The sequence below is a fragment of the Micromonospora sp. NPDC003197 genome (assembly GCF_053590565.1).
Genome location: NZ_JBSFTE010000005.1, coordinates 132,237 through 151,238 on the forward strand (window position 1 = coordinate 132,237; position 19,002 = coordinate 151,238).

17 protein-coding genes are annotated in these 19,002 nt (G+C 69.2%); 7 read left to right on the forward strand and 10 right to left on the reverse strand.

What is annotated here, in order from left to right:
* Window positions 1–31: 31 nt before the first annotated feature.
* From ACWDV4_RS07565 to ssd, 6 genes are read right to left on the reverse strand one after another with little or no spacing between them, the layout of a single operon-like run.
* Window positions 32–400, reverse strand: a complete 369-nt coding sequence (locus ACWDV4_RS07565) for a TadE family type IV pilus minor pilin (protein WP_449975653.1) — start codon at window positions 398–400, stop codon at window positions 32–34.
* Window positions 397–564 carry a DUF4244 domain-containing protein gene (locus ACWDV4_RS07570; protein WP_184534587.1) on the reverse strand — a complete coding sequence of 56 codons (168 nt, stop codon included), beginning with the start codon at window positions 562–564 and terminating at the stop codon, window positions 397–399. The genes ACWDV4_RS07565 and ACWDV4_RS07570 overlap by 4 nt, the downstream gene beginning before the upstream one ends.
* 26 nt (window positions 565–590) lie before the next feature.
* The gene (locus ACWDV4_RS07575; protein ID WP_449975654.1) at window positions 591–1,319 is read right to left on the reverse strand and encodes a type II secretion system F family protein; all 729 of its coding nucleotides are present in this window, start codon (window positions 1,317–1,319) and stop codon (window positions 591–593) included.
* Window positions 1,319–2,230, reverse strand: a complete 912-nt coding sequence (locus ACWDV4_RS07580; protein WP_449975655.1) for a type II secretion system F family protein — start codon at window positions 2,228–2,230, stop codon at window positions 1,319–1,321. Before ACWDV4_RS07580 ends, ACWDV4_RS07575 begins: the two co-directional genes overlap by 1 nt.
* Complete coding sequence (locus ACWDV4_RS07585) at window positions 2,227–3,444, reverse strand: TadA family conjugal transfer-associated ATPase (protein ID WP_449975657.1); 1,218 nt, start codon at window positions 3,442–3,444, stop codon at window positions 2,227–2,229. The genes ACWDV4_RS07580 and ACWDV4_RS07585 overlap by 4 nt, the downstream gene beginning before the upstream one ends.
* The gene (gene ssd, locus ACWDV4_RS07590) at window positions 3,441–4,499 is read right to left on the reverse strand and encodes a septum site-determining protein Ssd (protein ID WP_449975912.1); all 1,059 of its coding nucleotides are present in this window, start codon (window positions 4,497–4,499) and stop codon (window positions 3,441–3,443) included. Before ssd ends, ACWDV4_RS07585 begins: the two co-directional genes overlap by 4 nt.
* Window positions 4,500–4,841: 342 nt before the next feature.
* On the opposite strand from ssd, the gene ACWDV4_RS07595 reads away from it, so the two are divergent.
* On the forward strand, window positions 4,842–5,882 hold the full coding sequence (locus ACWDV4_RS07595) for an alpha/beta hydrolase (RefSeq protein ID WP_449975659.1): 1,041 nt from the start codon (window positions 4,842–4,844) through the stop codon (window positions 5,880–5,882).
* 90 nt (window positions 5,883–5,972) lie between these two features.
* Here the strand turns inward: ACWDV4_RS07595 and ACWDV4_RS07600 are convergent, their stop codons facing one another.
* The gene (locus tag ACWDV4_RS07600) at window positions 5,973–6,443 is read right to left on the reverse strand and encodes an NUDIX domain-containing protein (RefSeq protein ID WP_449975660.1); all 471 of its coding nucleotides are present in this window, start codon (window positions 6,441–6,443) and stop codon (window positions 5,973–5,975) included.
* Between the two features lie 119 nt (window positions 6,444–6,562).
* Between ACWDV4_RS07600 and ACWDV4_RS07605 the strand changes: the two genes are divergently transcribed.
* Both ACWDV4_RS07605 and ACWDV4_RS07610 read left to right on the forward strand, forming a co-directional pair.
* Window positions 6,563–7,597 carry a questin oxidase family protein gene (locus tag ACWDV4_RS07605; protein WP_449975661.1) on the forward strand — a complete coding sequence of 345 codons (1,035 nt, stop codon included), beginning with the start codon at window positions 6,563–6,565 and terminating at the stop codon, window positions 7,595–7,597.
* 454 nt (window positions 7,598–8,051) lie between these two features.
* Entirely contained in the window at window positions 8,052–8,855 is an 804-nt protein-coding gene (locus ACWDV4_RS07610) for an HAD family hydrolase (RefSeq protein WP_449975662.1), read from the forward strand.
* A gap of 105 nt (window positions 8,856–8,960) precedes the next feature.
* Here ACWDV4_RS07610 and ACWDV4_RS07615 read toward each other — a convergent pair whose 3' ends face one another.
* Window positions 8,961–9,731 carry an oxidoreductase gene (locus ACWDV4_RS07615; protein ID WP_449975663.1) on the reverse strand — a complete coding sequence of 257 codons (771 nt, stop codon included), beginning with the start codon at window positions 9,729–9,731 and terminating at the stop codon, window positions 8,961–8,963.
* 162 nt (window positions 9,732–9,893) lie between these two features.
* Here ACWDV4_RS07615 and acs point away from each other — a divergent pair, with 162 nt between their 5' ends.
* The 4 genes from acs (at window position 9,894) to ACWDV4_RS07635 (ending at window position 16,211) form a co-directional block, all read left to right on the forward strand.
* Window positions 9,894–11,858, forward strand: coding sequence for an acetate--CoA ligase (gene acs, locus ACWDV4_RS07620; protein ID WP_449975664.1), 1,965 nt, complete (start codon window positions 9,894–9,896; stop codon window positions 11,856–11,858).
* Between the two features lie 284 nt (window positions 11,859–12,142).
* Window positions 12,143–14,545 (forward strand): immune inhibitor A domain-containing protein, encoded by a 2,403-nt coding sequence (locus ACWDV4_RS07625; protein ID WP_449975913.1) that lies wholly within the window; start codon window positions 12,143–12,145, stop codon window positions 14,543–14,545.
* Window positions 14,546–14,692: 147 nt separating this feature from the next.
* A complete protein-coding gene (locus ACWDV4_RS07630) occupies window positions 14,693–15,145 on the forward strand; it encodes a hypothetical protein (protein WP_449975665.1) in 453 nt (150 codons plus the stop codon).
* Between the two features lie 121 nt (window positions 15,146–15,266).
* Window positions 15,267–16,211, forward strand: coding sequence for an alpha/beta fold hydrolase (locus ACWDV4_RS07635; RefSeq protein ID WP_449975666.1), 945 nt, complete (start codon window positions 15,267–15,269; stop codon window positions 16,209–16,211).
* A 96-nt stretch (window positions 16,212–16,307) separates the two neighbouring features.
* Here ACWDV4_RS07635 and ACWDV4_RS07640 read toward each other — a convergent pair whose 3' ends face one another.
* Window positions 16,308–16,673, reverse strand: coding sequence for a hypothetical protein (locus tag ACWDV4_RS07640; RefSeq protein ID WP_449975915.1), 366 nt, complete (start codon window positions 16,671–16,673; stop codon window positions 16,308–16,310).
* Between the two features lie 36 nt (window positions 16,674–16,709).
* Window positions 16,710–18,926: an SseB family protein gene (locus tag ACWDV4_RS07645; RefSeq protein WP_449975668.1), complete on the reverse strand. Its 2,217-nt coding sequence runs from the start codon at window positions 18,924–18,926 to the stop codon at window positions 16,710–16,712.
* Window positions 18,927–19,002 lie beyond the last annotated feature (76 nt).

Consider the following 19,002-nt stretch of genomic DNA (forward strand, 5'->3'; position numbering starts at 1 on the left):
GGTCTGGACACGGTCCGATCCCAGCCTGTCGTCATCGGGTTGCCTCCGCTGCGCCGGGCTCGACGGCGGCCACGGCCGTAGCCGAGACGGTGAGCCGGGGCAGCCGTGCGCCCAATGCGCGGACAGGTGCACGTACCGCCGCCGCAACGGTCTCCCCCGCCACGGTGACCGACACGACGGCACCGGCCGGCGCGGCGCGTTGTCCAGCCGCCACCCCGTCCTCACCTCGGGCGGCAGCCAGGGCCGCCTCTCGGGCGGCATCCACACACTGCGCCTTCGTGGTCACCGCGTTGACCGAGGTCAGTCCGAAGAACAGCAGCAACATCAGCGCCGGCAGGCCGGCCGCGAGTTCAGCCGTGTACGAGCCTCGGTCCCGGCCGGCCAGCCAGCGCCGGATCACTTCAACGCCCGATCGATCACGGCGGTCAGGGCGGCCTGGACATTGCCCGAGGTGAGGACCTTCAGCAGAAGGCCGGCGAAGGCGACGGCGGCGAGAGTGCCGACGGCGTACTCGGCGGTGTTCATCCCGGCGTCGCCCCGCAACCGGGCTCGGAGTCTACGCATACTGGTGTTCCCTTCTTCGATGGTCGTCACAGCACGTCGCCAAGGACGGCGACGATCACCGGCACCAGGCCGGCGAGAATAAAGGCCGGTAGGAAACAGAGCCCCAACGGCAGGACGATGAGCACTCCGGCCCGGCGGGCTGCCGCCTCCGCGGCCACGGCTCGGTCGGCCCGCAGGTCGTCCGCGAGCCGGGCCAGCGCCCCGGCGAGTGCGCCACCGCTGGCGGCCGAGCGGACGGCGGCTGTGGTCAACCGGTCGGCACCAGCCACCGGGGCCAGGTGTGCCCACGCTTCTTCCGGCCCGCCGCCGAGCAGCATCGTCCGGCCGACCCGCGCCAACCGCTCGCCGAGCGGACCGGCCAGCGCCTCGGCCACTGCCGCCACAGCGCGGTCCACCGGTGCCCCGGCCCGAAGCGCCGACGCCAACAGGTCGGCCGCGAGCGGAAGGTCAGCGGCCTCGCGTAACCGCCGAGCCCGGACTGCCGCCGGCTCGAAGCGCCGTAGCAACCGGTCCAGAACGACGGCGACAAGAACACCGGCCAGCAGCCCGGTCCAGTCGCCGGCTACGACTGCGACGGCCAGGCCACCGAGGAACGCACCAAGCCGGACCAGGTCGGGCGGTCGATGGGGACCGGTACGTCGGATGCCCAGCCGGCCGAGACGACGCCGAACCGTACGGCCGGTGGGCCGGGCGGTCACGGCCACGATCAGCGCGACCCCGGCCAGGCATCCGGCCAGCGCGAGCGGGGCGGGCATCAGGCCACCCGGGTACGCATCGCACCAACTGCCCCTCGAGTGGCACTGCTACTGAGCCGGTTGGCCCAGGCCAGACCGGCGAACTGTAAGCCGATGGCGGCAATCGTGCAGCCGGCACCGATGGGGGTGTGTAGCAGTACGGAGACCGGGTCGACGCCGATGCCGAAGCCCAGGGCGATCCCGCCCAGCGGCAGGCCGGCGAGCAGCCACGCGGTGGCCCGTGCCCCGGCTGCCTGTGCTGCGGCGGCAGCCAGGCCCCGGTCCGTCGCCCGGGCGTCGGCCTCGATCCGTTCGAGCAGGTCGGCCAGGGGTGCCCCGGTCTGCTCGGCCAACCGGATCGCCGACCGGGTCAGTGAGGTGATCCGGTCCGTATCGTCATCTTTGGGCAGCGTCGCCGCCGGAACCGACTTCGCAGAGGTAGCTACGGAGGCCACCGCAGACGTCACCAGGGGCGGCTGGGAAATCGTCCCTGGTACCGGTAGACCGGCGCGCAGGTCGGCGGCGAGCGCGGACAGACCATCGAGTTGGCGGCGGCGTTGCTGTGCCGCGAGCCGTAGCTTCTGCCGCCGCAGCACCATCCCCACGGCGAGCCCGGTATAGGCGGCCACTGCTATCGACGCGACCGGACCGCCCAGCCAGGCCCCGACACCTCCACCGAACACCAGGGCCGAAATCGTGGTCCGGCGAGGCGAGGCGGCGAGCTGCCCGAGCGACATCCACTGTCGACCAACGTGAATCCGCCGGTCGATGCGAGTTTGCCGGTCGGCGCTTCTGCGCTGGTCAGCGCTCCTCTGGTCGGGCTGCGGTTCGATGATGGCGCGTCGGCGGGCTCGGCTGGAACCAACCGGCCACCCGGCGACCAGCGCGGCACCGAGCAGGCAGGACACGAGCAGCCACAGGTTCGCTGTCACGAGTCCGGCCCGGTCGGTCGGGCAGCTGTCGGCAAGGCTGGTCGGGTAACGGTCAACAGTCGTGGCACCGGCACGCCCCGGTCGGCGATGAGTCGAGCCAACGCGGTGGCTGCTGGACCGAGACCGTGCCCGCGTTGCCAGGCCGGTACGACGGTGACAAGTCGTTCCGGGCCGGTGGGCAACAGCAGGCAGACCGCCGCCAGTACCCGCCCCTGACGGGAGCGGCGAACCTGTAGCAGCACCTGGAGAGCGGCGGCCACCTGGGCGTGCAGGGCGACCCGGGGCAGTCCACCGAGCAGGCCGAGCGCTTCCAACCGGGCCGGTACGTCGACTGGTGCGTTGGCGTGCAACGTACCGGCCCCGCCGTCGTGGCCGGTGTTCAACGCGGCCAGCAGGTCGACGACCTCCGCCCCTCGGCACTCACCCACCACCAGCCGGTCGGGGCGCATCCGCAACGCCTGCCGCACCAGGTCGCTGAGTCCGATCGAGCCCGCACCCTCCACGTTGGCGGTTCGGGCCTGGAGCCCGACGACGTGTGGATGCACCGGTCGCAGTTCGGCGGCGTCCTCGACCAACACGATCCGTTCGGTGCCCGGGACCAGCCCGAGCAGCGTGTTGAGCAGCGTCGTCTTGCCGGACCCGGTGCCGCCGGTGACCAGGTAGGCCAGGCGAGCGGCCACCACCGCTTCGAGCAGTTCCGCCACCGGTCGGGCCATCGTGCCGTGCTCGACGAGTTCGTCGAGGGTGAACGGCCGCTGCCGGAAGGTGCGAAACGAAAGATAGGGTCCGTCGGTCGCGACCGGAGGTAGTACGGCATGCAACCGGGTGCCGTCGGGTAGCCGCGCGTCGGCGAATGGGGTTCCGTCGTCGAGCCGTCGGCCGCAGGCCGCCACTAGCCGCTGGGCGAGCCGCCGGACGTCGTCGACCGTGCCGAGCGGCACTGCTTCCTGGCGTAGCCCGCCACCTCGGTCGACCCACACCCGGACCCCGTTGACCAGGATGTCGGTGATGTTCGGGTCGGCGAGTAGCGGTGCCAGGGGACCGGCACCCACCAGATCCTGGTGCACTCGGCTGGCGATCCGCAGCACGGTGGTATCCCCCAGTACGGCGGCTCCGGGCTCGGCGCGTACGGCGGAAACGACCGCGGCCGGCGTGAGCACCGTGCCCTCGGCGGCGAATCGGTGCCGGACGCGGGCGGCGATCTCCTGGCTCATGCCGTCTCCGCGATGGTTACCGGAACGCCGGAGAGGTCGGCGACGAGCCGCTGGCACAGGACGGCGAGTGGCCCTCGGCCGGTGACTGCGGGCGCCTCGCCGCGTTCCAGGCCCCGGCACAGGTTGGGCTCCGGCCGGAGTGTGCCGGCCAACGGCAGGTCGAGGGCCTTCGCCACCTCACGGGCCTTCAACCGGCCGGGAGCCGGCCCCCGCACGATCACGGACAGGTTGGCGCAGTGCGGAACGGCGGCGGCCACTACCCGGGCTGCGGCGGCGGTGGCCCGCAACTCGGCCGGTACCAGCACGAAGACCTGATCGGCGGCTTGTAGTGCGATCACGGCTGGGTCGTCGAACTGTCGGGGCAGGTCCACGACGACGAAGTCCCGGCCGCGTCGCCCGGCGTCCATCGTGGCCGCCATCGCCTCCGCTGGCAGGGGCATCAGGTCGCCTCGGTCCCAGGAGAGCATGACCAGGTCACCTCGGCTGGGTAGGGCCTGGACCAGGGCTGGCGCATCCACCCGCCCATCCGCACTGGTGAGCGCTGGCCAGCGAAGCCCCGACAGCTGTTCCCAGCCGAGGACCAGATCCAGACCACCGCCGAGCGGATCGGCGTCGACCAGCAGCGTGCGTAGACCGGCTCGGGCGGCGGTGACGGCGAGACCACCGGCCAGGACACTCGCGCCGGCACCGCCCCGCCCGCCGATTACCGCGATGATCCGGCCACCGGCGGCAACTGTGTTGCCGGTGGTTTCCGCGAACCGGTCCACCAGCCAGGGTTGGGCGGCCGGCAGCATCGCGACATGCTCGGCACCGAGTAGTTCGGCCAGATCCCAGCTCGGGTCTCCCTGTCCGGACCGGCCCACCATGACCACGCGGGGCCGGCGCGGTAGCCGGGCCCGTAGGCAGGCCTGGGTCTGGTCGGATCCGACCAGTACCAGCGGCGCGGCGGCCCACCGTGAGCGGGCGGCGGGCGGATCGGGTGCCACCTCGACTTCGGTGCCGCCAGCCGCGGCGAGTCGTAACAGTTCGTCGAGCAGGTCATCGTCCGAGGTCAACACCAGGGGCAGGCGCGAAACCGACGGAACGGAGGTACGGGACGGCATCACTGCCTCCAACGGGGCGGCGGGTACGGGTCACCGCCACACCGTGCCGCGCGAAAAACCTGCTCGGGGGACCCAACTGCGCGGCTGTGGATAACCGAACCGCCTGTGGAAAACCCCCATCGGACAAATGGATCTGCTATGAAATTCCCTCATGCAGTGACAAAACGGGCACGCGAAGAGGCGGCCCGCGCAATAGCTCGCCCAGATTCGGGTACCCGTGGCGCGGAGGCAGACGGAGTTTCGCTAGTTGATCAGTCGCCACCGCCCGTGGCGGCACGGGGAGGAGAATCCGTCATGGCACAAGCCACCAGCACCGTCGTCCTGGAGCCGGCCGCACAGGAAGTGGTCCGGATGACGGCCCAACCGCCGTTCCTGTTCCAAATTCCACCGGTTCAGGGGCGAGCCAAGCTCGACGAGATCCAGTCCGGCCAGGTCAGCCAACCGGACGTCGACCTTGAGGACATGACGATTCCGGGTGGACCGACCGGTCAGGTGCGGGTCCGGGTCGTCTGGCCCAAGGGGCAGCAGGCCGGTGGAGCAAGCGGACTGCGCAACCGGGTACGGGCAGTGGCGCAGGACGTGATGCGACCCGATGGCTCACGCAACCCGCAACCGGTCGTCCTCTACCTACACGGGGCGGGCTGGGTGTTCGGTGACTTCCACACCCACGAGCGGCTCGTCCGGGAAATCGCGACGCAGGCCAACGTCGCCGTGGTCTTCCCGGAGTACAGCCGCGCCCCGGAGGCACAGTTCCCGGTCGCGTTGGAGGAGTGCTACACGGTCGCGCAATGGATCGTGGACAACGGTGCGGCGCACGGCTTGGACGCCTCCCGGATGGCGATCGCTGGCGACTCCGTCGGCGGAAACATGGCCACCGTCCTCACGATGATGGCCAAGCAGCGAGGCGGCCCGAAGTTCATGGAACAGGTGCTGTTCTATCCGGTCACCGACGCCAATTTCGACACCGGCTCCTACCGGGAGTTCGCCGAAGGCTACTACGTGGGCCGGGAACTCATGATGTGGTTCTGGGACCAGTACCTGCCCGACACCAACCGGCGGTCCAACCCGATGGCGTCACCGCTACAGGCCAGCATGGACCAGCTCACCGGGCTACCACCGGCGCTGATCATTACCGATGAGGCGGACGTCCTGCGGGACGAAGGCGAGGCGTACGCCAGCAAGTTGCGCCAGGCCGGCGTACCGGTCACCGAGGTCCGCTACCAGGGCATGATCCATGACTTCGTCATGCTCAACGCGTTGGCCGACAGCCCACCGGCCCGACAGGCCACCAGTCAGGCCGCGATGTCCCTGCGGGACACCCTGCACAAGCCTTGACCTGCCCAAATCCGTACCCGATCCGAACGACACCCGGTCAGCCACCTCCGGCTGGCCGGGCCGGTCGTATACCGGCCGGGTCCACTCCGTCTAGAAGGGCTCTACGCCGTGCTCCGCGTACGCGTTCGCGCCCCGGCTGCGGGCATCGCAGGCGGTACGGATTCGGCGGGCGAGGCGATCGGGGACGTACCCGTCGAGCGCCTCGGGCGCGACGAAACGCCACTCGTTGAGTTCGTCGTCCGCGAAGGTGATCCGTTGCTGGTCCACTTCACTGAGGGTGCCGGCGTCGAAGATGAAGAGGAGCTTGTCGCCGTCGTTGGGAGCAGGCGCCCAGTCGACGACGAGCATGGGGCCGATATCGACGGTGAGGTCGAGTTCCTCTTGAATCTCCCGGATGCAGGCGACCCGGGGTGATTCGCCAGGTTCTACGTGGCCGCCGGGGATTTCCCAGTGGTTCACGTAGGTGGGCTTGACGAGGAGCACGCGACCTTCGGTGTCGAAGAAGAGTGCGCCTGCGGCGACGCGCGGGGTTGCCACGGGCGGCATCTCGTTGGTCGTCACCCGAGCAGAGTAGACGCACTCTGATCGATCGAACACGTTCAGGCAGCGGCGGCGGTACGACCAACCCCAGGTAGCTGTCGCTTGACTTCAACCGAACTTCAGATTGAAAACTCCCGCGCATGACGAGTTCTGCCCTCGACGAGGCATACGAACGGGTGCGCCACACCGGCCCGGAGCGGAATGGTTGGCTATCCAACCACGCCCCCATGGCGGTGGAGGCCCTGGTCCACCGCGGCCACGAGCGGGCAGTTCACCGATGGATTGATGGCTACGCGGACAAGCTGGAAGAGCGACCACGAGGTATCCGACCCATCCCGAGTGATGAATGGCGTGATCCGCTCGGCGACCCGGTTCGTACCGGCGACTGGCTTAACTATTTCGAGCGCGAGTTGGCCGGCGAACCTTGGCGGGAAGTGCTGGTCCGGTGGTGGCCACGTCTGTTACCTGGCATAGCCGCTGGCGCGACCCACGGAGTCATCCGGGTCGGCCACGCCATACGCGCGCTGCTCGACGAGGAGACCGAGCCGCGTGTCGCCGAACTCGGTCAGGGGCTGGCCTACTGGGCCGCCCGGTGGCAGCCCCTCGCACCACCCGGCGCCGGACCGTACCCGACGACCGACGCCCGGTCCGCGCTCGACGCAGTACCCCGCGTACCCGATCAGCGGTCCGGCATCCGAGCCCGCCTCGCTCAACTAGCCGACCTGCCCCTGTGGCCGACAGCAGCCGGCGCAGTGCCCGGCGACAACAAGGACGACGTGCCGACACGGCTCGCGGGCATCGTCGACGCCGCCGTCATCCGGCACGGCAGCCACGGGTACGCCAGCCCGGTCATGCTCGTCCACGCCGCCACCGCGCCGAACGCGGTCCTGCGCGCCTTGCCCGCTCTACCGTCAACGCTCTGGGCACCGAGTCTCGCCGCCGCCTGGGCGGCAACAGCTGCGGTCACCGCCGCCTACGCCCCGACCGAGGCGCGGCCCATCTCACCCGCCGGCATCAACCTAAGCCTTGATGAAGTCATGCGCGGGGCAACCGAAACCGGAGACGCGCACGCGATCAAGTTCATTGACACCTTGAGCGACACGTACCTGCGCTCTGGAGATCCCGCCCTGCTCGCCGTCGCCGCGCAATCCATCGAGGAGATCGCCGCCGACTAACGAACCTGCGCCGACTGTCGTGCCAGCCACGAGCAGCGGCTCTCTGAGAAGGGCTGGGTTCAGGGCGGAGCCCCGAGGCTCTCAGTACCCCTGAGCTGGGCGGGAACGATCCCAGAGAAGGAGACGACCCCCGTCGGGGGGAGACGGGGGTCGCCTGTGAGGTTCGGCTCCGGGGGGGTCGAGCCGAACCGCTCAGCGGTCGCGGGGGGATGCAACCGCCGAGGGTCTGCCCAGACACAGGATCAGGTGAAACCGTGTCGTAAATACAAGCATGCCTGAGTCGAGCTGTATACGTCGAGTGGCGTTAACTCCACACCCTGCGAAAATGAGGAAATTTCGTGTGATCGCCATCACCGCTCAACTGACCGGCGGATCAGGATCGGCAGGCCAGCAAGGTGCGCGGGTGACCCCGCGCACCAGCCGACGATAGACCATCCGGCTAGACTTTCGCGCCGTGGGCCGAAGCGCCGCTTTCTTCGATCTAGATAAGACCGTCATCGCCAAGTCGAGCGCCTTGGCATTCGGACGGCCGTTCTACCGGGATGGTCTGATCACCCGGCGGGACGTGGTCAAGTCCGCCTACGCCCAGCTGATGTTCCGGCTGGGCGGCACGGACGAGCAGACGATGGCGCGTACCCGCGACTATCTGGCTGCCCTCTGCAAGGGCTGGCAGGTGGATCAGGTCCGCCAGATCGTCGCGGAGACACTCCACGAGCTGATCAACCCCTACGTGTACGCCGAGGCCGCCGCCCTCATCGAGGAGCATCAGGCCGCCGGTCGGGACGTGGTCCTGGTCTCCGCCTCCGGCGAGGAGATGGTGCGACCGATCGGCGAGCTACTCGGGATCACCGACGTGATCGCCACCCGGATGACGGTGGACGACGACGGGCGCTACAGCGGCGAGGTGGAGTTCTACGCGGCCGGCCCGAGCAAGGCCGAGGCCGTACACGAACTGGCCAAGGAGCGGGGCTACGACCTGGCGGACTCGTACGCCTACTCCGACTCGGTCAGTGACCGGCCGCTGCTGGAGTGCGTCGGTCATCCCACCGCAGTCAACCCGGACCGGCCGCTACGCAAACTGGCCACCGAGAACGCCTGGCCGGTACTGGAGTTCCGGCACCCCATTCCGCTGGGTCGACGGCTGCGGGAGCGGCCGGCCGTGCCAGTGGCGGCAGCCGCCATCGGGGTCGGGGTCGGCGTGGCGATCGGCATCGCCTGGTACGGCCGCCACCGCCGCACCAGGGCCACCACCGCCTGACCGGTCACCACCTCTGGGGGCCGGTTTACACCACCTCTGGGGCCGTTGACCGCCTCTGGGGCCGATGACCGCCCCTATGGGAGCACTGCCGAGGGGCAGGGCGGGTCAGCTGGCGGCGAGGGTTTCGTCGCCGATCAGGGTGATCTGCTCCGCCCCGATCTCCACGGCCGTCATGTAGTGCCGCAGCCATGATCGAAGCCCGTCCGGGGTGCCGGTGGCGAAGGCGCCAGCCGCGCCGACGTACTCCGGCTCACGCTCATGATGCCCCACGTCGACGGCGACCAGACCGCGCGGATCGAACCCGGTGGAGAGCAGGGTGAGTCGGGCGGCGGCCCGCGCCACCACCCCGGACGGCCCGGCGAACGGCCGCAGCGCCAGCAGTTCGCCGTGCACCACCGCGGCCAGGATCAACGGCGACGTCTTCGTCCCTCCGGCCACCAGGTCGGCCAGGCCGTCGAGGCGGACGCTGATCGCCTGGTCCGCGACCGGCCCAAGGGCGTCCTCGGCCACTGGCCGGCCGAGCACCTCCTCGCTGATCGTTCCCCGGGCGGCGAGGGTGTGCAGCTTGGCGAGCACCTGTCGGGGTGCCCTGGGCCACAGGTCGGCCAGGCTGGGCAGCGCCCCGGCGACCCGCAACGCCCCTTGGAGCACCGGGTCGGTGACCGTACCGGCGCGCACCGTCTCGCGCTCGTGGGCGTACCCCTCCAGGGCGGCGCTGGCCACGGCGGAGCGCAGGCTCACCTCGGCCGCGACCTGGCCGCCGTGCCGGCGTAACGCGCGGTGCCGCAGCGCCTGGTCGACCCGGTCGCGGGCCCGCTCGACGGCGGGTCCGATGTCGGTGAGGGTGAGCAGCGGGGCGAGTGGATCGGTGGTCACGGTGACCACGCTAGCGACCTCCGACCGGCCAGCGCTCAGCAGCGGCCATTCGGCGCGTCAGCGCAGCCCCGTCCTGGCCAACACTCGCCCCGACCAGGGCCGCACCGTTAGCCTTCCTACCCGAGACATACGTCACTGTGACGCAGGAGGAGCCCCCACACCATGAGCGAGACCCTGGCAAATCTGCTGCAGGAGACACGGGAGTTCCCGCCGCCGGCCGCGCTCGCCGCCGAGGCCAACGTCACCGCCGAGGCGTACGAGGAGGCGGCCGCCGACCGGCTCGCCTTCTGGGCGAAGCAGGCCGGGCGGCTGACCTGGGCCACCGGGTGGGACCAGGTCCTCGACTGGTCGAACCCGCCGTTTGCCAAGTGGTTCGTCGGTGGGCAGCTCAACGTCGCCTACAACTGCCTGGACCGGCACGTCGAGGCCGGGCTTGGCGACCGGGTGGCGATCCACTGGGAGGGCGAGCCGGGCGACACCCGCACCATCACGTACGCCGACCTGCTGCGGATGACCAGCCAGGCGGCCAACGCGTTGACCGACCTCGGCGTGACCTCGGGTGACCGGGTGGCGATCTATCTGCCGATGATCCCGGAGGCGGCGGTCGCGATGCTGGCCTGCGCCCGAATCGGGGCGACGCACAGCGTGGTCTTCGGTGGCTTCTCCGTCGACGCGCTGACCAACCGGATCCAGGATGCCAGCGCCAAGGTGGTGATCACCGCTGACGGTGGCTACCGGCGGGGCAAGCCCTCGGCGCTGAAGCCGACCGTGGACGACTCGGTGGCCAACTGCCCGACGGTCGAGCACGTCCTGGTGGTCCGCCGTACCGGCCAGGAGGTCGCCTGGACCGACAAGGACCGGTGGTGGCACGAGACGGTGGAGACCGCCGCCGAGCGGCACGAGGCGCAGCCGTTCGACGCCGAGCACCCGCTGTTCATCCTCTACACCAGCGGTACGACCGCTCGCCCGAAGGGCATTCTGCACACCACCGGCGGTTATCTGACCCAGACGTCGTACACGACGCACGCGGTCTTCGACCTGAAGCCGGAGACCGACGTCTACTGGTGCACCGCCGACATCGGCTGGGTGACCGGGCATTCCTACATCGTGTACGGCCCGCTCTCCAACGCCGCCACCCAGGTGATGTACGAGGGCACCCCGGACACCCCGCACAAGGGCCGGTTCTGGGAGATTGTCGACAAGTACCGGGTGAGCATCCTCTACACCGCGCCGACCCTGATCCGCACCATGATGAAGTGGGGCGATGAAATCCCGGCCGGCTACGACCTGTCGTCGCTGCGTCTGCTCGGCAGCGTCGGTGAGCCGATCAACCCGGAGGCCTGGATCTGGTACCGGCAGCACGTCGGCCGGGGCGAACTGCCGATCGTGGACACCTGGTGGCAAACCGAGACCGGCGCGATGATGATCTCGCCGCTGCCCGGGGTGACCGCCGCCAAGCCGGGTAGCGCCATGTCACCGCTGCCCGGGATCAGCGCCGACGTGGTGGACGACCAGGGCGAGTCGGTGCCCAACGGGGGCGGCGGCTATCTGGTCCTGAACGAGCCGTGGCCGTCGATGCTGCGCACCATCTGGGGTGACGACGAGCGGTTCATCGACACCTACTGGTCCCGGTTCGAGGGCCGTTACTTCGCCGGGGACGGCGCGAAGAAGGACGCCGACGGTCACATCTGGCTGCTGGGCCGGGTCGATGACGTGATGCTGGTGTCGGGGCACAACATCTCGACCACGGAGGTGGAGTCGGCGCTGGTGTCGCACCCGTCGGTGGCGGAGGCGGCCGTGGTGGGGGCGACCGACCCGACCACCGGTCAGGCGATCGTCGCGTTCGCGATTCCGCGGGGGCATGTGGACACCGCTGGCGAGGCCGGTGAGGCGCTGACCGCGGAGTTGCGTAACCACGTCGCCAAGTCACTGGGGCCAATCGCCAAGCCCCGCCAGATCATGCTGGTTCCGGAGCTGCCCAAGACCCGCTCCGGCAAGATCATGCGCCGGCTGCTGCGGGACGTGGCAGAGCACCGGTCACTCGGTGACGTCACCACGCTTCAGGACTCGTCGGTGATGGAGCTGATCTCGTCCGGCATGGGCGCGGGTAAGTCCGACGAGGACTGACCGATCAGTACGGTGAGCTGGGTGGGTCCGGACGGACCCACCCAGCGGCGTTTGTGGGTATTGACCGCATCGGACCGGTCCGGTAGTTGACCGACTACCCGCCGAATGTGACATAGAGGGCGTGCGTGAACAAGATCTTGCAATAACCCGACGCGCATACTTCCCAGCGATCCCGCCAGTGTCTAGGTTTCACATTGATCCCCGCAATGGGGTCGATCTTTCCGACCCATACTGCCGTTGGGTCGGTCACCTAACACCGGAGGTACCACGTGCGCAAAGTCGCAGTGGGGCTGCTCGGGCTCACGCTGACAGCGACGGCCGCAACGTTCGGTCCGGCCGCCTCTGCCGCACCCCCCGTAGACGCGCCAGCCGCAGCCCCGTCGACTTCCAAGGCGAAGCACTCGGACGAACTGCCCAACCCGCTTGAGACCAAGCGGCGCGCCCTGCGCGAGCAGGGTCTCACCGACGTCCTCACCGGACGCTCCACGCCGGAGAAGCGGAACGGCAGCACCGTCGTCAAGGTCGGCGAAAAGGTCACCGGAAACGCGCCTGGTGCGCGTGTCGCGGGCGGCAAGCAGACCCAGGACCAGTACGTCGAGTTGGGCCGGGAAAAGACCGACCGAATCTTCGTCATCCTGACCGAGTTCGGCAACGAGCGGCACCCTTCCTACCCGGACAAGGACACCGACCCGGACACCCCGGGGCCGGTTCGCTTCGACGGTCCGCTGCGCAACGAGATCCCCGCGCCGAACCGCGCGGTGGACAACTCGACCGTGTGGCGGTCGGACTACAACGCCGACTACTACCGCAACCTGTACTTCGGCACGGGTGAGGGCGAGGAGTCGCTGAAGCAGTACTACGAGTCCCAGTCGTCCGGTCGCTACAGCGTCGACGGCACCGTCACCGACTGGGTGAAGGTCCGGTACAACGAGGCCCGCTACGGCCGTTCCGGTGACTTCGCCAACCAGGACCCGGCGGTTTGCGCCTCAAACACCTGCACCAACATGTGGGCGCTGGTGGCTGACGCGGCCAACCAGTGGGTCGCCGACCAGCAGGCGGCCGGTCGTACCGACGAGCAGATCGCCGCCGACATGCGGTCCTTCGACGAGTGGGACCGTTACGACTACGACGGCGACGGCAACTTCAACGAGCCGGACGGCTACATCGACCACTTCCAGATCGTCCACTCCGGTGGCGACGAGGCGGACGGTGACCCGTGGCAGGGCGAGGACGCCATCTGGAGCCACCGCTGGTACGCCTTCGTGAACAGCGCCGGCATCACCGGTCCGGCCCACAACCTGGCCGGTGGTACGCAGATCGGCAACACCGGCATCTGGATCGGTGACTACACGGTGCAGCCGGAGAACGGCGGCCGGAGCGTCTTCTACCACGAGTACGCGCACGACCTCGGTCTGCCGGACGACTACAACAACATCAACGGCGGGGACAACAACAACGAGCACTGGACCCTGATGGCCCAGAGCCGGCTCCGCGACAAGACCGACGGCGGCATCGGCGAGCGCGGTGGCGACCTCGGCGCGTGGAACAAGCTGCAGCTCGGTTGGCTCGACTACGAGGTGGTCGTACCGGGCCAGAACCGTACGCTGACGCTTGGCCCACAGGAGTACAACTCGGCCAAGCCGCAGGCTGCCGTGGTGGTGCTGCCGCAGCGGGAGTACACGTTCGACCACGGTGCACCGGCGGAGGGCTCGAAGCAGTTCTTCTCCGGCAACGAGGACGACCTGAACAACTCGATGTCCCGGACCCTGGACCTCACCGGGAAGACCAGTGCGTCGCTCTCGCTGAAGGGCCGCTACGCCATCGAGCAGGACTACGACTACTTCTACTTCGAGACGTCGGTGGACGGCGGCTCGACCTGGACGGCGATGCCGTTCTCGATCAACGGGCAGCCGGCTCCGACCGACCCGGCCGGCCGGCCGGCGCTCGGCGGTAGCAGCGATGGTCAGTGGTACGACCTGAACGTGCCGCTGGACTCCGTGGCTGGTCAGGTGGTGCAGTTCCGGTTCCGCTACTACACCGACGGCGGGGTGTCCGAGGGTGGCTTCTTCGGTGACGCCGTCACGGTGACCGCCGACGGCCAGCCGCTATTCTCGGACGGCTTCGAGGCCGGCACGGATGGTTGGAACCTGAACGGCTTCACGGTGGTGGAGCAGTCGTACACCCAGCTGTACGACAACTTCTACATCGCGGGTCACCGCTCGTACGTCGGGTACGACAAGTACCTGAAGACCGGTCCGTACTTCTTCGGCTACCAGAACACCCGGCCGGACTACGTGGACAACTACGCCTACCAGACGGGTCTGCTGATCTCGTACTGGAACACGCGGTACTCGGACAACGACACGTTCGAGCACCCAGGCGAGGGTCGCAACATGATCATCGACTCGCACCCGCAGCCGCTCTACAACCTGACCGGCCAGCCGTGGCGGGCTCGGGTCCAGGTCTACGACGCGCCGTTCAGCCTGCGTAAGGCCGACTCGATGACCCTGCACATCAACGGTCGGCCGAACTACGTGCGTGGCCAGGCCGCGCAACCGCTGTTCGACGACACCAAGCAGTACTGGTACTCGCAGCTGCCGAACCACGGCGTCAAGCTGCCGGCCACCGGCACCAAGATCCGGGTGCTGGACGAGAACGGTACCTCGATCAAGATCCGGATCTACTGATCCCGGCTGACTGATCGGTCGCGGCGCCCGGGGAGGGCTTACCTCCTCGGGCGCCGCTTCGTTGTGGGCAATGTGTTAGCCGCGAGACTCGGGACGCGGGACGGGAACCGTTCGGCCGCCGCCTCGCGTCGAAGTAGGGTGCCTGACGTGACGCAATGGACTCTCCTGCGTACCGGCGGACCACTGCTGGTGCCGATGACGCTGGCCCTGCTGATGTCCGGCTGCGCTACCACCGAGCCCGACAACGACACCGCTGGCCAGCCGTCACCACCTGCGGCAACCGCCAGTGCGGCCGCCACGCCCACCACCGTCCCCACCCCGACGGTCCGGCCGTCCGGGGCGTCCCCGTCCGTCCCACCGAAGAAGCCGACCGACGAACAGGCCACCGACCGGATCGCGGGGCGGGTCACCCGGGGTGGTTCCGGCCCGTGCTATGGCGTGGTCACCGACGATGGCAAGGAATACGCCCTGTACGGAAGCGACGTCGGAACGTTGCAGGTCGACAGCTTCGTCCGAGTAACGATCGCCCCCCTGCTCCTACGCATCAGCTGCGGACCGGGCACCCATGCGAGCATCGTGGAGCTCAGCGTGGTCCGGTAGCCGGCCAAAACCCATTCGAAAATGCCATTCGAGGGTCGAAACCGGGTGGTGTCCCGGAAGAATCCCTGATCACTGCCGCCTAGGGGGCACTACCACCCGCCCCCGCGCCTAGGCTGTGCCAATGACCGAGCAGCGAGGCGGCCGTAGGAGGCCCGTCGTCGACGAGTCCTGCGTACTGGTGGACGGCCCGTGGCAGCACCGTTTCGTCGGCGCCAATGGTAGCCGCTTCCACGTCGTCGAGGCGGGTACCGGCCCCCTGGTGCTCTTCCTGCACGGCTTTCCCGAGTTCTGGTGGGCCTGGCACGAAATGCTGCCGGCCGTCGCGGACGCCGGTTTCCGCGCCGTCGCGGTCGACCTGCGCGGCTACGGCGCCAGCGACAAACCACCCCGGGGGTACGACGGGTACACGCTGGCCGCCGACATCGCCGGCCTGATCCGTGGGCTGGGTGAGCGTACGGCGACAGTGGTGGGGACCGGCTCCGGCGGCATGATCGGCTGGACGACGGCCGCCTTCCATCCCAAGCTGGTACGGCGGCTGGTGGTCCTCGGCGCTCCCCACCCACTGCGGCTACGGGCTGCCCTCTTCTCCGACCCGCGCGGACAGTTCACCGCCTCGACCCCGATGTTGAAGTTCCAGATTCCCCGCTACGAGCACACGTTGACCCGGGACAACGCTGCTCTCGTCGGCGAGTACCTACACCGCTGGGGTGGCCAGGACTGGGTCTCCAGCGCGTCGTTCGACAGCTACGCCGCCCGGTGCCGGGAAGCCATCCAGATTCCGCAGGCGGCGTTCTGCGCGATGGAGGGTTACCGGTGGGCCTTCCGGTCGGTCCTACGGCTGCACGGCTACCGGTTCGTACGACTGATGCAGCAGCCGCTGGTCACGCCGACCCTGCAACTACATGGAAAGGTCGACGAGGCTTCGCTACCGCGTACCGCCCAGGGATCCGGTCGCTACGTCTCCGCCCCGTACGAGTGGCGGTTGCTCGACGGCGTCGGCCACTTTCCGCACGTCGAGGCCCCCGACCTGGTGCTCGGGGAAATCCTGCGGTGGACCAAGTCCTGAGTCGGACCCGACTGGTGCTGGAACCGTGCAGTCCCCGCGTCTGCTGCCGCGCTCCGGGGGCCAGTGCCTCGCACGTGCTCCCACCCCGGCCGACGGTCAGACCCGTTGCTCGCGCACCTCGGTCACCTCGTGCGCCGGGGCCCACCCCTGGTAGACGCCGAAGTCGAACTCTTCCAGCCCCATCGACTGGGCGATCGGCCAGCGGCCCCCGGTGTATTCGACCCGGAGCCAGGACTCGTGTGCGCCGAGCACGATGAACGGCTGCCCCTGCCAGGAGCAGATGGTACGCACGTACGCGAGGTCGTCGACCTCGGTGGCGGGCACCAGCCGGACGAACCGGCCAGGCCGGATCTCGGCGAAACCATTACCCGGTTCCGGCTGGTAGATCCGTACCTGGTCGCCGTCGGGGCTGGCCTCGTATTCCCGGCCCTGCCAGCGGGCCATGTAGCCGTCGCGCATCAGTCTTCCCCGTCGCGCATCAGTGGCGCCCGTCGTCCATCAGTCTTGCTCGACCCGTTGCCAGTGGCAGACATCCATGTCCAGGGTCGCCACCAGGGTTTCCGTGCCGTCCGCGCCGAGCCGCCGCAGCTCGGTGCCATGGGGCAGCCGAGCACTGTCCACCTTGAACTCGGCGACCACGTCGCTGCTCTCGCCCGGGGCGAAACCGTTGCCTCGGAAGGGAGCCCGTTCGATGACCCAGCCCTCCATCGCCCGCATGGCCACCTCACTCTGGCCGCCGTACGGGATCCGGTAGAGGCTCGGCCGGTAGGCCGGCCAGCGCAGCACGTAGATTTCGTCCGCGTCACGCGAGAACGGTGACCCAGGGTAGTTGAGGCCGAGTGCGGCGTGGAGCTTGGCCGGGGTGTCCAGGTGGGCAACCTCGGAGACCCGATGCAGGAAACCCGAGACCCGGTCGTAGCCCCGATCCAGATAGAGGGCGATCTGGCTGGGCGCGATGACCTTCTGCATCATTTGCGGACGGTTCGGGTCCTCCCGGACCGGCGCGTACGACGACCGTGGCTCGGTCTTCTCGGCGGCCGGCGGCGCGGCGGGCTCGACAGTCGTGCCGTCGTCGTCCCCGAGCCCCAGCTCAGCCGCCCAGTTGGCGAGCGCGACGATCTGCGCGCCGGGCAGCTTGGCCCCGACCGGGGTGCCGGGGTTGACCGCGAACGACCAGTCGTTGTCCGGCCACCGACGGATCAGTCGGACGAACTTCTCGCCGATGGTCTCCACCGGATCGGAAACATGGTCGGCGAGTCGCTCCGGTGAGGTGAACACCACCACATAGGTCTCGCCGTCGATCCGCTCGGTGTGCCAGTCGAAGCCGGCGTCGCCGGGCTGACTTCCGGGCAGGGACAGTGCCGAGACCGGTAGCAGCACCTTGGCCAGCAGAAGGGTGGAGAGGAAGGTGTCGGTGCTGCCGTTGCCCACCGCCTCCAGCAGACTCCGTTCGACGTCGTTGGCGGGGACGAAGTCCGGCGGGAGCGACGTCGAACTCGCTGTGGTGGGCGGTTCCGGTTCGAGGCTGGCCGGTGCCGGCTGCTCGACGACGGGGTCTGCGGCGGCGTCGACATCCGGCAGCATGCTCGTGGCCTCGTCGACCGCAGGCGTCAGCTCGACCCTGGCGTCATCGACGGCAGCAGCCCAAGCCGGTTGTTCGACGGCAGCGGCCCAAGCCGGCGGATCGACGGCAGCCGGAGATGGCGGGTCGGCGGTGGCCTGAGCCGGTGGGTCGGCGGTGGCCTGAGGCGGTGGCACCTTCTCGAAGAGTGAGCGTTCTGGACGTGGCCTTTCGCTCTGGTCCGGTATGGCCGTTGTGGGCGCGGCCAATCCGGTGGGGGCCGCCCCGGGCGTCGGGTCGACTGGGAAGTTCCAGCTCGGCTCCGGCTCCGGCTCGATCCTCGGCTCCGGCTCGGTCCTCGGTTCGGGTGGTCGGGTGGTCGACCGGTTGGCCGCTGCGTACCACCCGGAGAACTCGGTCTCCGGCGCGTGGGACGTGGGCGCGGTCTCCGGTGTGGGTGGGGGCGCGCCGCTGTCGCTGCTGACCGGGGTCGGACCGGGAAGGTCCGGAATCCAGGGTGACGATTGATTGTCGATGGCGGCGAAACCCGGTGGTGGCGGCGGCGACACCGACGGTGATGTGGCTGGTGGCGGTGCCGCCGGCGACACCGGCGGAGATGAGGACGGCAGGGGCGCTGGGGACGGCGGCAAGGCCATCGGCGCGCCGGGCCCGAGCGGCGCGGCGCGCGGTGGGACGGCTGCGGTGGCCCGGGCACGGGCCAGGGTCTCGGCCCGATCCAATCGGGCTCGGGCCCCCATGGTGCGACCCGGCAACCGGACATCGCCCCGGGCAAGTTGCGACACGAACCAGGCTGGCAGGTAACCCTCGACCGGCAGCCCTGGGTTGACCGCGAGCCACCACTCCAGGTTGGGCCAGTCACTGGCCAACTCGTAGTAGTGGATCCTGCGCGTCGGGCCGGCGTTCTCGCCGAGGCAGGCCCGCTGGGCGGGGCCCGAAGTGAACGCCAGTACGTGGGTGCGCCCATTGGTGGTCCAGGTGCCCCAGCCGGATGGCTGCCCGGAAAGGGTTTGCGCGGATACCGGCAGAAGAAGTTCGGTACGGGAAAGAATCTGGAAATAGAGTTCCTGATCATTTGCCCGTAGGGCGTCCCGCATCGCGGCCTCGGCCTCGGTGGCCGGCTCCCAGTTGGTCACGGCCACCCCCTTTCGCCGAACAGGCCACAGGTATCGCGTACAACCTACAAGGTGGACCCAAGATCACAATGACAGG

Coding starts and splice junctions, on each gene's coding strand:
- ACWDV4_RS07635 (WP_449975666.1), top strand. CDS start 15,267: ATGACCGAGCAGCGAGGCGGCCGTAGGAGGCCCGTCGTCGACGAGTCC.
- ACWDV4_RS07570 (WP_184534587.1), bottom strand. CDS start 564: ATGCGTAGACTCCGAGCCCGGTTGCGGGGCGACGCCGGGATGAACACC.
- ACWDV4_RS07575 (WP_449975654.1), bottom strand. CDS start 1,319: ATGCCCGCCCCGCTCGCGCTGGCCGGATGCCTGGCCGGGGTCGCGCTG.
- ACWDV4_RS07585 (WP_449975657.1), bottom strand. CDS start 3,444: ATGAGCCAGGAGATCGCCGCCCGCGTCCGGCACCGATTCGCCGCCGAG.
- ACWDV4_RS07605 (WP_449975661.1), top strand. CDS start 6,563: ATGACGAGTTCTGCCCTCGACGAGGCATACGAACGGGTGCGCCACACC.
- ACWDV4_RS07595 (WP_449975659.1), top strand. CDS start 4,842: ATGGCACAAGCCACCAGCACCGTCGTCCTGGAGCCGGCCGCACAGGAA.
- acs (WP_449975664.1), top strand. CDS start 9,894: ATGAGCGAGACCCTGGCAAATCTGCTGCAGGAGACACGGGAGTTCCCG.